Here is a 14,664-nt window from a genome sequence, read left to right on the forward strand (position 1 = left end):
TATTGATGATGCGTTTTCACCCACACTATATAAAAGCGCAGCTACTGCAACCTGTCATATCGCGACAACCACCTGTTATCTTACGCCATGCCAAATGTAAAACCATTTTATGTCAATGTGTGGCACAGCAAGGAGTGAGGAACATCTTTTCAGACGGCCTCCCCCACACAAAACCAGATATAATCGTCTCAGATAAGATTTTCAAATTTTTATTATTAAAATCAAATGCTAATCAATAAACTATTTTCTCTGTGCTGTAACGGCGTGCACCCAAACCAGCGATGGCTGGCACGGATAAAATTGCTCAAATCGGAAAATCCGAGTTGGAAACCGATTTCCGTAATGCTCTGGTTACTGTGCATTAACAAATCATGTGCGATTTCTTGACGGATATCGTCCAACAGACTATTGAAAGAATGCCCTTCGTCACGCAGCCTGCGCTGCAATGTCCGCGGCGAAAGATTGAGTTTTGATGCAATATCGCACAAACGCGGTTCGCTGTTTTTCAGCTCGTCTCGGATCAACGTACTTACCCGTGAAGAAATATTCATGTTATTCAAACGGTTAAGATATTGCCCTACTACCGCTTCATTCATATGCATCAGTTGATGGTTTGCTCCCGCATACGGTTCGATCGTGTCTTCGTAAGCAAACGTAATGGAATCTTTTTCACAACCCAAATTGACAGGCACTTGGAAATAATCGTCCAACCGCTCGGTATTGCCGCATTCGGGCATAGACAAAGTAACCGAAATAGGCTGCACATGATGTTGCGACAAACTGCAAGCCTGCCGGTAAATAAAGGCCAATACCGCCAACCGCGCCGCATTCATCGGCTCCGAGCCGTGATCGGTACGCAATACCAGCTTAGTGCCTTTCAACTCAGGTGTATGGTCGAAACTTATCCTCATCGTGGTGGAAATGATTTTGCAATACCGCACCATAATCATCATCAAATCGGCCAACGAACCGCAAGAAATAATCGCCAATCCCAAACCCTGCAAAGCGGATGCCTGAATTTCCTGCCCCACTTTCAACCCGAACAAAGGATCGTCCGTAGCCTGAATCAGCAACTCCCAAAAACGGCGTACACCATCCAACTGGTAACGGGCATCGGGAATATGCAATAACCTTAAATCCAAACCTGCTTCTTCCAGCAAAGGAAGCGGATCAACGCCATACCCTCGCGCAGTCTGACAAATAGAAGAAACCCAGCTAACCAGCACACTGTGCCCAAGCACTTTAGTGTTTGCTACATTACTTACTCCCGTCATGAGACTCTCTCTTCCGGCATATTTCTATGTAATAAAACACAGTTGGTTCTACAAACTACCAAACACCCGGGTAAATCCGAAACCTGCAATTTTATTTAAAAATAACATAAATTTTAGATAAAATCATTAACTATATTAACAATATATAACATTTTATGCTTAGTTTAAAATAATCGTTCTTTTTATAATCATTAAAAAAAACATCATAAAAATTCTATTAACCAACAAAATAATCATCTAAAAATCATATTTCAATACTCAATCTTAGCGAGCATTTATAATCGATAATTTTCGATATGAAGCTGCAACGCTTTATTCTTTGCAAATAGCCAATACCTCATTATCTAAATCCTCAACCCATAACATTGAGGCCGTCTGAAATGTTTTCAGACGGCCTCAAATTAAAAATAAATACTTTATGCTTCTGCGCGAATCTGCTTCAAGAAACGCTTGGTACGTTCATGTTTCGGATTATGAAACAGTGCTTCAGGCATCCCCTGCTCCACAATAACGCCGCCATCCATCACAACCACCAAATCGGCCACTTCCATAGCAAATTTGATTTCATGAGTTACTACGATCATTGTCCAGCCCTCTTTCGCCAGTTCTTTCATCGTGTTCAATACATCTTGCACTAATTCGGGATCAAGCGCCGAGGTCGGTTCGTCAAACAACATCAAATCCGGTTGGATGGCAAGCGCACGGGCGATACCGACACGCTGCTGCTGGCCACCTGAAAGCTGGAAAGGATACAAATCAACTTTGCTGGCCAAACCTACTTTCTCCAGCAAAGCCAAAGCCTTCCGACGCGCATCAGCAACAGGAATACCTCGAACGGCAACAGGCCCTTCCATCACGTTTTCCAACGCAGTTTTGTGCGGGAAAAGATTATATTGCTGAAATACCATCCCCGATTTACGGCGCAGGGCAAGAATGTCTTTTTTTGAAGGATGGATAGCAAAATCAATATGCAGAGGTTTGTCGCCATCAAATTGGATGCAGCCTTGCTGCGGCATTTCCAAGGCGTTCAAACAGCGTAAAAACGTGGTCTTCCCCGAACCGGAAGGGCCGAGAATAACGACTACGCTGCCTTTGGCTACGTCCAAATCAATGCCGTTAAGAATCGAATTATTGCCGAATGCTTTATGGATATTGCGGATTTTAATCATGGTTTATGCTCACTTGGCAACGTAGCGGTCGAGCCGTTTTTCGAGTTTTGCCTGTACGATAAACAGGAAGAAGCAGAATACCCAATATATCAAGCCGGCCTCGATATACACGGGCAGGAAGTCGTAGCTGGCGTTGGCAATCTGCTGCGCCACACGGAAAAGCTCAGTAATGGTTACTACCGAAGCCAGTGAAGTTTCTTTAAACAGACTGATAAAAGTATTGCTTAAAGGAGGAACGGATACACGGAACGCTTGCGGCATGATGATGCGGCGGAAGGTCTGCATATAGGTCATGCCGATGGAGAAGCCTGCTTCCCACTGGCCTTTGGGTACCGATAAAATCGCTGCGCGGATGGTCTCCGAGGCATATGCACCAATATTCAGCGAAAAGCCGATAACCGCAGTGGGCAGCGGGTCGAGAGTGATGCCGATGGCCGGCAAGCCGTAAAATACCACCATCAACTGTACCAGCATCGGTGTGCCGCGGATGGCGGAAACATAAAATTTCACCATACCGAGCAGTACGCGGTGGAAGATGCCCGTAACCGGTATCACACGCACCAATGCTACGGCCAATGCAATCAAGATGCCGAAAATAAAAGAAACGACAGCCAGCGGAATAGAGTAAAGAAACCCCGCTTTAACCATCGGCCAAAATGCGTTTATGACCAAAGCCGCACGGGCCTCGGTCATAAACGGCAATGCGCTTAAAAGATCACTTAACACTTACATCTACGCCAAAGAATTGTTCACCTAATTTTTTCAGCGTGCCGTCTGCACGCAGGTCTTCTACAGCACCGCTGATTTTTGCCAATGCTTCATCATTGTTTTTGTTCAAAATGAATCCCGAACCCAATTTTTCTTCCGCAGGGGCTGTCCATGCGGTTTTTAAGCCGGAATTCGGGTTTTTCTTGAGATAGTCAAGCAAAGCAAGGGAATCGTTAAACGTAAAATCGGCACGCTTTTGCTGCACTAAAGCCAAAGCCTGCGCCATGCCGTCGACCGGAATGATTTTGGCTTCGGCTTTTTGCGCCATTTCGCCATAGTTGCTGCTCAGGGTTTGTGCGGCAGACAAGCCTTTCACGTCTGCCAGTGTTTTGATGCGGTTGTCGTCTTTGCGGTCAACCGCCATCGGGCCGGAATAGCTGTATTCGGCGGATTTGTCGAAAGTTGCGCGGCGTTCGGGCGTGGTCAGGCTCACTTGGTTGGCCACCAAATCGAAACGTTCCGCTTTCAAACCGGCCAGCATGGCATCCCATTGGGTTTCTTTGAATTCGACTTTTACACCGAGTTTTTCTGCTACGGCACGGGTAACTTCTACATCGTAACCGGTCAGCTTGCCGCTTTCATCATGATAAGTGAAGGGAGCATAAGTACCTTCAGTGCCTACGGTAATCGTACCTTTGTTGTTGATACGCTCCAGCAGCGAACCTGCAACCTGCGTTTCGGGCGCGGAAGAAGCCGGTGCGGACGCAGAAGAACCGCCGCCGCAAGCGGCCAATACAAAAGCAGCTATGCCGCCGAGTACAAATTTCTCCAACATAATCATTCCAGTAAAGCGTTAATTAATATATAAGAAACGCGCATTGTACGATAATCAAAAACACAATACAAAGAACGATTACTTCTATTCTTTATAATAGAAAAGCATAAGGCCGTCTGAAAACACCGTTCAAACACACCTCCGATAAAATTGCATGGAAATCATGTTTTCAATACAAAACCTTACCGATTCTTTTTCAGACGGCCTGCAAACTTGCCGATTCATCCGCCCGATTCGGTTTCTGTTGTAATCTCCGAAATTACCGGCCTGTTTTATTCCGGGCAGAAAAGGTAAAATAACGTCCTTTTGCCCGACCCTACGCCTTTTCCCATGATCGAACTCAAAAACCTCACCCTCCAGCGCGGCCTGAAAGTGTTGCTCAACCAAGCCAACCTCACCGTCAACCCCAACCAACGCATCGGCTTAATCGGCAAAAACGGCACCGGCAAATCGAGCCTGTTTGCTCTAATCAAAGGGGAAATCACACATGACGCGGGCGATGTGCTGATTCCCAAACATTGGAAAACGGCAGCGGTAGCGCAGGAAACGCCCGCGTTGGATACGTCGGCTTTAGATTATGTTTTGCAGGGCGATGCCGAATTGCAGCAATTTCAGACGGCCTTAGCAGAAGCCGAAGCACACAACGACGGCATCAAAATCGCCGAATGGCACGCCAAGCTCGAAGAAATAGATGCCTACACTGCACCCGCCCGCGCCGCTAAATTGTTAAGCGGACTGGGTTTCGCTCAGGAAGAACACAGCAAGCCCGTGAAAGCTTTTTCAGGCGGCTGGCGTATGCGTTTGAATCTCGCTCAAGCCTTGATGTGCCGCGCGGATTTATTGCTGCTCGACGAACCGACCAACCACTTGGATTTGGAAACCGTGCTGTGGCTGGAAAACCATCTCGCCAGCCTGCCGTGCACCCAAATCATCATTTCGCACGACCGCGATTTTCTGAATGCCACCACCACGCAAACCGTTGAATTATCGAATCAGAAGCTCACCCAATACGGCGGCAACTACGATTTTTACCAAACCGAACGCGCCCAACGTTTGGCGCAACAGCAGGCCGCGTATGTAAAACAGCAAACGCAGATCAAGCATTTGCAATCGTTTATCGACCGCTTCAAAGCCAAAGCCACCAAAGCCACGCAGGCGCAAAGCCGCATGAAAGCGTTGGCCAAACTGGAGCGCATCGCCCCCGCGCATCTCGACAGCGAATTTTCATTTGAATTTGAAACTCCCGCACATTTGCCCAACCCTTTGCTGAAAATGGACAAAGCCGATTTGGGTTACGGCAGTACGGTCGTGCTGCACAACATCACCTTATCGCTGGAAAGCGGCGCGCGCTACGGATTGCTGGGTGTGAACGGCAGCGGAAAATCTACCTTTATCAAAGCCTTGGCCGGAGAATTGGCTTTATTGTCCGGCCAAATGGTGAAATCCGAAAAACTCAATATCGGCTATTTCGCCCAGCACCAGCTCGATACCCTGCGCGACGACCAAAGCCCCGTTTGGCACATCCAGCAGCTTTCTCCCGATGTGCGCGAGCAGGAAATCCGCAATTTTCTCGGCGGCTTCAACTTTGTCGGCGATATGGCTTTGCAGAAAATCGAACCTTTTTCCGGCGGCGAAAAAGCGAGGCTGGCATTGGCGATGATTGTGTGGCAAAAGCCCAATCTGCTGCTGCTCGACGAACCGACCAACCACCTCGATTTGGATATGCGCCACGCGCTTACCGTGGCTTTGCAGAGTTTTCAAGGCGCGTTGATTGTGGTGTCGCACGACCGCAGTTTGCTCGAAGCCACCACCGACAGCTTTTTATTGATTGATAAAGGCTGTCTGAAAAACTTCGACGGCGATTTGAACGATTACCGCCAATGGCGTTTGGCACAGGAAAATGCGGCTGCCGCTCCCGCCGCTTCGGCACAAACCCAAAGCCGCAAAGACACCAAACGCCTCGAAGCGCAGATACGGCAGGAAAAAGCCAAACGTACCAAGCCCATACAGCAGAAAATCGACAAGGCTGAGAAGGAAATGGCCGTCTTAAACGATATTCAGACGGCCTGTGAAACATTTTTGGCACAAGAAGATGCCTATTCGGAAACAAATAAAGTAAAACTGCAAGAGACACTCGCCGAACTGGCAGAAACTAAAGTAAAATTAAGTAAATTGGAAGAAAGCTGGTTGGAATGGCAAGAAGAGCTGGAGCGGATTTTATCGGAAATCGAAGCCGAATTCGGCATAGCGCAGGCTTCTTAAGCTTTACATAGAGAGCTGTCGTTTTTTTAATCAACCAATTTTTAAAACCGCGGCGGTTTTGCCGCTTTTCAAGACCGTAGAAAATCATGAAAAAACTATTCGGGGTAAGCACCTTTATTTTATTAAGCGCAGCAAGCATTCAGACTGCCTATGCCTCCAAAATCTATACTTGCGTGATTAACGGCGAAGTAACTTATACATCCCGCCCGTCCGGCAACTGCAACCGTGCCGATCTGCCTGCCATCGGGCGTTACAGCAACAGCCGTTACAACGAACCGCAACCGGCACGCGTAGAAAGAGAGTCGCCGCAAGAATCCCGCAAAGCCTATGTAAAAAGCAAACTTACCAAACCGAGCCAGCAGGCCACCGCACCCGCACGGCCCGCTCCCGCCTATGCACCCAAACTTTCCGCCAACAACAGCCGCCGCAGTATCCTTGAGCAAGAACTGAACAACGAGCGCAAAGCCCTTTCCGACGCGCAACAATCCCTTGCCGATGCCCGAGCCGCCCAAAACGGCACCATCAACCAACAATTGATCAGCCAGCTGCAAGGCAATGTACTCGACCGCCAGCAAAATATCCAAGCTTTGCAACGCGAATTGGGACGCATGTAACCTGTAAAACGAATAAGACCGAGGCCGTCTGAAAATAAGTTTTCAGACGGCCTCGATATATTTTGAAACACCTTATTATTATTGGCATAATACCGCTTCCCTTTTTTTCTCATTCACGGAAAGAAAAACAATGACCGAATCCGTCCGCCTGCCCGCCGCCACACTCAAACCTTCCACCATCGCCCTGCCCGGCTCGAAAAGTATCAGCAACCGCACGCTGCTCTTGGCGGCATTGTCGGACAATGTGTGCGAAATCCATTCTTTATTAAAATCCGACGACACCGACCGCATGCTCGAAGCCTTGGAAAAACTCGGTGTCGAACTGGAATTTATCTCGGAAGGCCGTCTGAAAGTGCACGGCACGGGCGGGCGTTTTCCCAATCGTGAAGCGGATTTGTTTCTCGGCAACGCGGGCACGGCGTTCCGCCCGCTTACCGCAGCTTTGGCGGTGCTGGGCGGCAACTACCACCTGCACGGCGTGCCGCGTATGCACGAACGGCCCATCGGCGATTTGGTCGATGCCCTGCGCACGGCCGGAGCCGATGTGCAATACCTCGGCAACGAACATTACCCGCCGCTGCGCATCCGCGAACGCACCGACAACGGCGTGCGCACGATTCCGATTAAAGGCAACGTATCCAGCCAATTTCTGACCGCGCTCTTGATAGCGTTGCCGCTGACCGGCCAAGCGTTTGAAATCGAAATGGTCGGCGAACTGATTTCCAAACCCTATATTGACATCACACTGAAACTGATGGCGCAATTCGGCGTTCACGTCGAAAACCAAAACTACCGCCTGTTCAAGCTGCCCGCAAATGCGCGTTACCATGCGCCGGAAAATCTGTATGTGGAAGGCGACGCTTCGAGCGCGTCTTATTTCCTCGCCGCCGGCCTGCTTTCCGGCGAACCCGTGCGCGTTACCGGCATCGGCACCCACAGCATTCAGGGCGATGTGGCATTTGCGCGCGAGTTGGAAAAAATCGGTGCCGATGTCACGTGGGGCGACCATTTTATCGAAGTCTCCCGCCCTGCCGATCGCACCATCCAAGCCTTTGATTTGGATGCCAACCACATTCCCGATGCCGCCATGACCTTAGCTGTTGTCGCCCTTGCCGCCGGCGCACCGTGCACCCTGCGCAACATCGGCAGTTGGCGCGTGAAAGAAACCGACCGCATCGCAGCGATGGCGGCGGAACTGCGCAAAGTCGGCGCAACCGTTACCGAAGAGCCGGAAGCCATCCACATCGTTCCGCCTGCCGCACTCACTCCCGATGCCGAAATCGACACCTACGACGACCACCGCATGGCCATGTGCTTTTCATTGGTTTCGCTGCTCGGCGTGCCCGTGGTCATCAACGACCCCAAATGCACCCACAAAACCTTTCCCACCTATTTCGAAGTGTTTGCTTCGTTGCAAAAATAAACCGACACCGATAAACGCGGCCGTCTGAAACCAATATTCAGACGGCCTTTTTACAAAGCTATGTTTATGTAAAATCTGGTTTTTCAGACGGCCTGTTGATATATAATCAAAAAATACACAATAACAAATACCGAGCACATTATGACCCCCGTACCCGTTACCGTTACTTCTTACAACATGCACAAAGGCATGTCGGCACTCAACCGCAAAGTGCAGGTAGGCAACATGGCCGAAGCCCTGCAAAAGCTGAATTCAGACATTTTATTTTTACAAGAAGTGCAAGGCGAACACCAAATCCGCCGTTCCAAAATGCCCGACTTCCCGCACCGCCCGCATTACGACATTCTCAGCGAGCACCTGTCGTTCAACAGCAGCTACGGCAAAAACGCCGTTTACCCCGAACGGCACCACGGCAATGCGATTCTCAGCCACATGCCCATCGACACCCGCCACAATCTCAATATCACGGTCAACAAACTCGAACAGCGCGGCGTGCTGCATTGCGAGATTCAGCCCGAATATTGGGAACACCCGCTCGTATGCCTGTGCGCCCATCTCAACCTGCGCGAACCCGACCGCATGAAACAGTATCAGGCGATTTTCGAATACGTTTCCCAACAGGTTGACCCGCACAGCCCGCTGATTATCGCCGGCGACTTCAACGACTGGCGTTCCAAGTCTGCCGCCGCATTGGGCAAAGCCTTGAATCTCGAAGAAGTGTTTGTGGATGCCAACGGCAAACGCCCGAAAACCTTTCCCTCGCGCATGCCCGTATTGAGCCTCGACCGCATCTACACCCGCAACCTCGAAGTGCTCGATTCGCAAATCCACAAAGAAAAACAATGGCAGCTGCTCTCCGACCATCTGCCCTTGAGCGTGAAAGTGCTGCCGAGAATCAAACAGCCTTAATCTGTTTGCTGCATAACAACAGGCCGTCTGAAAAATTGTTTTCAGACGGCCTGACGGTTTACGTAAAGCATACATGCATGAACAAACCTGCGCATAAAAATATATGCAGGAAATAAAAACTGTTAAATTTTCTTTCCTAAATAAAAAACCGCTTTTGCCGATGATTATCAAAATTCAAAAAATATGATATAAAATAGGAATCTTACTCTAAAACGGAAACACAAAAAATCATGGCATCAGGTATTTTGGAAACACAGCTCATTCAAATGAACACCGCTGATTTCCTACAACATATCGAATCTGCATTCAAACGCATCTTTCCAAACGGAATCAATCTGATGCAATACCTTCCCGAAAACAAATGGTTGGAGCTGAAAAAAGCCGGCCTGCTATTGCCTTTTCTAGCCGAAAAGCATGGCGGCAGAAAAAGCAGCCAGTTTGAAATTCAGGAAGTATTGCGCATCGCCGGCCATTACGGCGTACCCGTTACCCTGCGTACCGGTATCGAAGGCGCACTGGTTTTGCAGCCGTTGGTCGAATTCGGCAACGAAGCCCAAATCCGTACCGGCCTCGATTTCATTTTCAACGGCGAAGGAGGCGGCTTGGCCATCACTGAGCCGGAAACCTCAGGTGCCGCGATTGCCCGCGAAATGCAATCGTATTACGAGTATACCGGCGACCAAACCGTTTACGTCAACGCAACCAAATACTGGCAAGGCAATTCCACCAGCGAATTTCTGCTGGTTGCAGCCAAAGAACGCAAAAACGGCAAACTCTCGAAAACCATCAATCTGCTGCTGGTGCCCAAACAATACATCCGCTGCGAGACCCTCAATTCGGAAGGCTTGCTCGCCGTGCGCTACGCAGTCAACCATATTGATGCCAACATCCCCGCCGATTGCGTGATGAAACTTTCCGAAAACGATGCTGCCGGCTTGCGCGCATTCCAAAACATTTTCATCCGCAGCCGTCTGCAATTGGTAGGCATGACCCACGGTATCATGGAATACATCATCGAAAACATGCGCCGCTTCGTTCAGCAAGACATCAAATTCGTTGCCCGTGAATGCCGCGAAATCATGCAACGCTACGGCATCTCGCAAGTGCTCTACCGCTTTACCTGCAACCGCGTATCCCCCGATGCCCCCGTCGCCCACCAATTGATGGAAGCCAATATCATCAAAACTTTGGCTACGGAATACACCTACGGCGCAGCGCAAATCCTGCAAAAACTGCTTGGTGCCAAAGGCTTCGAACACGGCCATCCCGCCAGCAACATTGCCATCGACATCCGCCCCTTTACCATCTTCGAGGGTCCGAACGATATGCTCTATGCGGAAATTTACGACCAATTCACCCGCGCCACCATCGAAGAGAAAGAGCAAGGCATCAAACCCGACAAAAACCAAACCCTGCTGGAACGTCTGCAATCGGACAAACGCTTTAGCGAGATCCGCCAAACCGCACGTACCGTCCTACCCGAAGACATTGCCGCTTTCTTAACGCAATACCGGCTGGGCGATGCCGACGCACTGGAAAAAGTGTTTCTCGGTAAAATTATCGCCAAGCTGTTTGTGTGGATTCAAACCGAAGATGAAAACACTTCTGCGTTTGTACTACGCGATATCCGTAAAGATATGCTGGATTGCAAAGACTGAACCGTTTTTGTACGAAACAGCAAGAGGCCGTCTGAAAAAATATTTCAAATGGCCTGTGTTATTTAAGATTACCAACGGAATTGCAATGTTTTCTTAACAATCAGGAACAAAACTATTCCTTACCACTCTAAACGGCATAAAATAAAAAGTTTCTTGTAAAAACAAATATTTACATAACCATTTGTTCAACCGAGAAAGGAATGAAGAATGAAACTACGTCTTTTGGCTGTTTTGGCAACGTTCCTGACATTGGCTGCGTGTGCCAGCAACGACAGAAGCCTGCAAGCGCCGCAAGTCGATAGTTGCAAAGCAACTAACAAACAGGAAATTGCCGCTTTGTTTGACCGCTGGAACAATTCCCTGCAAACCGGCGATCCCAAACAAGTGGTGGCAAACTACTCTGCCGACAGTATTCTGCTGCCGACCCTTTCCAACAAACCGCGTTTGACTCCGGCTGAAAAAGAAGATTATTTCAAACACTTCTTGGAGACAAAGCCGACGGGTAAAATCGATATGAGCCACATTCAAATCGGCTGTAATGTCGCGTTGGATAACGGCTTATACACCTTTACCTTCGCCGACGGTACGAAAGCCGCCGGCCGCTATACGTTTACTTACGGCTGGAACGGCAACCAGTGGATGATTACCTCCCACCACTCTTCCCTGATGCCTGAAAAAGCCGGCAGCAAATCCAGCAAGAAACATTAATCCGACATCTTGAAAGACCTGAGGCCGTCTGAAAACCCGTTTTTCAGACGGCCTTTTTCATGCCGCACGGTATGTTTCCGAGAGGCTTAAAGCCGCAAAGCTTGATTCAAATAAATACCGGCTCCGGCAAAATGGATTATCTTGTTGCCGATTTACTTTCAAAAATTGCGAGGCTTACATGTCTACAATTCAGGCCGATATGGTAATCGTCGGCGCAGGCGGCGCAGGTTTGCGGGCGGCGATTGCGGCGGCGGAAAGCAATCCCGACCTGAATATTGCGTTGGTATCCAAGGTTTACCCCGTGCGCAGCCATACCGTAGCGGCGGAAGGCGGAGCGGCCGGGGTGATTCTGCCGCACGATTCTTTCGATGCGCATTTTCACGATACGGTGGCGGGCGGCGACTGGCTGTGCGATCAGGAAGTGGCGGAATATTTTGTGAAACACTGCCCGCACGAATTGATCCGGCTCGAGCAATGGGGTTGCCCGTGGAGCCGCAAAGCAGACGGCTCGGTAAATATGCGGCGGTTCGGCGGCATGAAAAACGAACGCACTTGGTTTGCCGCCGACAAAACCGGCTTCCATATTCTGCACACCTTATTCCAAACTTCGTTGAAATACCCGCAAATCAAACGTTTCGACGAATACTTCGTACTGGATATTCTGGCCGACGACGGCAAAGCCTGCGGCGTGGCCGCCTTAAACCTGATGGAAGGCAGCTTGGTGCAAATCCGCGCCAAAGCGGTGATTCTGGCCACCGGCGGTGCCGGACGGGTTTACCGCTACAACACCAACGCCGGTATCGTTACCGGCGACGGCATGGGCATGGCCTTCCGCCGCGGCGTGCCTTTGCGCGACATGGAATTCGTGCAGTACCACCCCACCGGCCTGCCCGGTTCGGGCATTCTGATTACCGAAGGCAGCCGCGGCGAAGGCGGCATTCTGCTCAACAAAGACGGCTACCGCTATCTGCAAGACTACGGCCTCGGCCCGGAAACACCGGTCGGGCAACCGCAAAACAAATACATGGAGCTCGGCCCGCGCGACAAACTGTCGCAGGCGTTTTGGCACGAATGGCGGCAGGGACGCACGATTGCCACGCCCCACGGCGACGTGGTGCATTTAGATTTGCGTCATTTAGGGGAGAAAAAACTGCAAGAGCGGCTGCCGCTGATTTGCGAACTTTCCAAAGCCTATATCGGCGTGAACCCTGCCGAAGAGCCGATTCCGGTGCGCCCCACCGCACACTATACGATGGGCGGCATCGAAACCGATTCAGAATGCGAAACCCGCATCAACGGCTTGTTTGCCGTGGGCGAATGCTCGTCGGTCGGGCTGCACGGAGCCAACCGCTTGGGGTCGAACTCTTTGTCGGAAATTTTGGTATTCGGGCGCGTGGCTGGAGAAGCGGCTGCACGCCGTGCAGCCGCCGCACCACAACCCGATAACCGCTTTGCCAATGCCCAAGCCCGCGACACGGCAGGCCGTTTGAAAGATTTTATGCAACAACAAGGCAATGAAAGCTGGGCAACCGTCCGCAACGAAATGGGTTTGGCGATGGAAGAAGGCTGCGGTATTTACCGCACTGCCGCATCGATGCAGAAAACCATCGACAAACTGGCCGAGCTGCAAGAACGCTACCGCCGTATCCGTATTGCCGACCAATCCAAAGTGTACAACACCGATTTGCTGTACGCGTTGGAACTGGGCTTCGGTTTGGACGTGGCCGAAGCGATGGTGCATTCCGCCCTTGGCCGCAGGGAATCGCGCGGGGCACACCAACGTTTGGACGAAGGCTGTACCGAACGCAACGATGCGGATTTCCTCAAACATTCGCTGGCGTTTTATCGGGCGGGAAGCGCGCCGGAAATCGGCCACAGCCCGGTGAGAATCACCAAACTCCCGCCGGTCGAACGCGTGTACGGAGCCGCCGCAGAACAACAAAAGGAGCCCGCCCATGAGTGAGCCACGCACCATCCATATCAAAGTGATGCGCTACAACCCCGAACACGACCGCGAGCCCCGTTATGACGATTATCACGTGCCTTACGACGAGCAAACTTCGCTGCTGGACGCGCTGGGCTATATCAAAGAAAAACTCGCGCCCGATTTGTCTTACCGTTGGTCGTGCCGCATGGCGGTTTGCGGCTCGTGCGGCGTGATGGTGGATAACCGGCCGACACTGGCCTGCAAAACTTTCGTGCGCGAATATGCAGACAAAACCATCACGGTGGAGGCATTGTCGCATCTGCCGGTCGAACGCGACTTGGTGGTGGACATGACCCCGCTGATGGACGGCATACAGGCGGTCAAACCCTATATCATCGGCAACCGGCGCACGATTTCAGACGGCCCCAACACTCAAACGCCGGCGCAAACGGCCAAATACAAACAATTTGCCGACTGCATCAACTGCGGCCTCTGCTACGCCGCCTGCCCGCAATTCAACCTCAATCCCGAATTCATCGGCCCTGCCGCCATCGCTCTGGCACAACGCTACAACCTTGACAGCCGCGACCGCGGCCAAGCCGAGCGCATGCCGCCCTTGAATAGCGATAACGGCGTGTGGTGCTGTACGTTTGTCGGCTATTGTTCGGAAGTCTGCCCGCAAAACGTCGACCCCGCCGAAGCCATCCAACAAGGCAAAGTGGCCAGCAGCACCGATTTTTTCTTTTCCATGCTGCGCCAATCCAAAAGGAGCACGTTATGAGTTCCGCCCGCAAACCCTATATCCGACCGGTAAACGGCAGTTGGTGGAAAAAGTCGGCTTTCTACCGTTTTTATATGCTGCGCGAAGCCACCTCCCTGCCTGCCGTATGGTTCGGCATCGTATTGCTGCGCGGCATGTATGCTTTGATTGCAGGAGCCGACGCATGGGCCGGTTTCATCGTTTTCCTACAACAGCCCTTGGTTTTCTGCGCTAATCTGATCGCCCTCGCCGCTTCTTTGCTCCACAGCAAAACATGGTTCGAACTCGCACCTAAAGCCGCTACCGTGATTATCAAAGGCGAAAAACTCAAGCCTGCTCCGGTGATTAAAACCTTATGGGCTGCCGCTGTTGCCGCAAGTGTCGTTTTGCTGCTGATTGTTTTTCTGAAATAGGAGA

At 50.8% G+C, this 14,664-nt stretch carries 13 protein-coding genes; 9 read left to right on the forward strand and 4 right to left on the reverse strand.

Translation table 11 applies throughout. From position 1 onward, the window contains the following. Nucleotides 1–221: 221 nt before the first annotated feature. From EL216_RS02315 to EL216_RS02330, 4 genes are all read right to left on the reverse strand, one after another. Nucleotides 222–1,274, reverse strand: a complete 1,053-nt coding sequence (locus tag EL216_RS02315; protein ID WP_085389858.1) for an AraC family transcriptional regulator — start codon at nucleotides 1,272–1,274, stop codon at nucleotides 222–224. A gap of 416 nt (nucleotides 1,275–1,690) precedes the next feature. Continuing rightward, nucleotides 1,691–2,443 (reverse strand): amino acid ABC transporter ATP-binding protein, encoded by a 753-nt coding sequence (locus EL216_RS02320; protein WP_085389859.1) that lies wholly within the window; start codon nucleotides 2,441–2,443, stop codon nucleotides 1,691–1,693. 9 nt (nucleotides 2,444–2,452) lie between these two features. After that, complete coding sequence (locus tag EL216_RS02325) at nucleotides 2,453–3,136, reverse strand: amino acid ABC transporter permease (RefSeq protein WP_172594890.1); 684 nt, start codon at nucleotides 3,134–3,136, stop codon at nucleotides 2,453–2,455. A gap of 22 nt (nucleotides 3,137–3,158) precedes the next feature. Continuing rightward, complete coding sequence (locus EL216_RS02330; protein ID WP_085389935.1) at nucleotides 3,159–3,986, reverse strand: amino acid ABC transporter substrate-binding protein; 828 nt, start codon at nucleotides 3,984–3,986, stop codon at nucleotides 3,159–3,161. 330 nt (nucleotides 3,987–4,316) lie between these two features. Here EL216_RS02330 and EL216_RS02335 point away from each other — a divergent pair, with 330 nt between their 5' ends. From EL216_RS02335 to frdC, 9 genes are all read left to right on the forward strand, one after another. Continuing rightward, a complete protein-coding gene (locus EL216_RS02335) occupies nucleotides 4,317–6,248 on the forward strand; it encodes an ATP-binding cassette domain-containing protein (protein ID WP_085389861.1) in 1,932 nt (643 codons plus the stop codon). A gap of 86 nt (nucleotides 6,249–6,334) precedes the next feature. Continuing rightward, entirely contained in the window at nucleotides 6,335–6,862 is a 528-nt protein-coding gene (locus EL216_RS02340; protein ID WP_085389862.1) for a hypothetical protein, read from the forward strand. Between the two features lie 130 nt (nucleotides 6,863–6,992). Beyond that, the gene (aroA, locus tag EL216_RS02345; RefSeq protein ID WP_085389863.1) at nucleotides 6,993–8,285 is read left to right on the forward strand and encodes a 3-phosphoshikimate 1-carboxyvinyltransferase; all 1,293 of its coding nucleotides are present in this window, start codon (nucleotides 6,993–6,995) and stop codon (nucleotides 8,283–8,285) included. A gap of 141 nt (nucleotides 8,286–8,426) precedes the next feature. Then, a complete protein-coding gene (locus tag EL216_RS02350) occupies nucleotides 8,427–9,194 on the forward strand; it encodes an endonuclease/exonuclease/phosphatase family protein (RefSeq protein WP_085389864.1) in 768 nt (255 codons plus the stop codon). A 230-nt stretch (nucleotides 9,195–9,424) separates the two neighbouring features. Beyond that, complete coding sequence (locus EL216_RS02355; RefSeq protein ID WP_408633979.1) at nucleotides 9,425–10,852, forward strand: acyl-CoA dehydrogenase family protein; 1,428 nt, start codon at nucleotides 9,425–9,427, stop codon at nucleotides 10,850–10,852. A 207-nt stretch (nucleotides 10,853–11,059) separates the two neighbouring features. Continuing rightward, entirely contained in the window at nucleotides 11,060–11,560 is a 501-nt protein-coding gene (locus tag EL216_RS02360) for an SgcJ/EcaC family oxidoreductase (protein ID WP_085389865.1), read from the forward strand. 178 nt (nucleotides 11,561–11,738) lie between these two features. After that, nucleotides 11,739–13,523, forward strand: coding sequence for a fumarate reductase (quinol) flavoprotein subunit (gene frdA / locus EL216_RS02365; protein WP_085389866.1), 1,785 nt, complete (start codon nucleotides 11,739–11,741; stop codon nucleotides 13,521–13,523). After that, entirely contained in the window at nucleotides 13,516–14,268 is a 753-nt protein-coding gene (locus tag EL216_RS02370; RefSeq protein ID WP_085389867.1) for a succinate dehydrogenase/fumarate reductase iron-sulfur subunit, read from the forward strand. The genes frdA and EL216_RS02370 overlap by 8 nt, the downstream gene beginning before the upstream one ends. Beyond that, nucleotides 14,265–14,660, forward strand: a complete 396-nt coding sequence (gene frdC / locus EL216_RS02375) for a fumarate reductase subunit FrdC (RefSeq protein WP_085389868.1) — start codon at nucleotides 14,265–14,267, stop codon at nucleotides 14,658–14,660. The genes EL216_RS02370 and frdC overlap by 4 nt, the downstream gene beginning before the upstream one ends. The last annotated feature ends 4 nt before the right edge of the window (nucleotides 14,661–14,664 follow it).

Source organism: Neisseria animaloris, assembly GCF_900637855.1.
Lineage (GTDB): Bacteria > Pseudomonadota > Gammaproteobacteria > Burkholderiales > Neisseriaceae > Neisseria > Neisseria animaloris.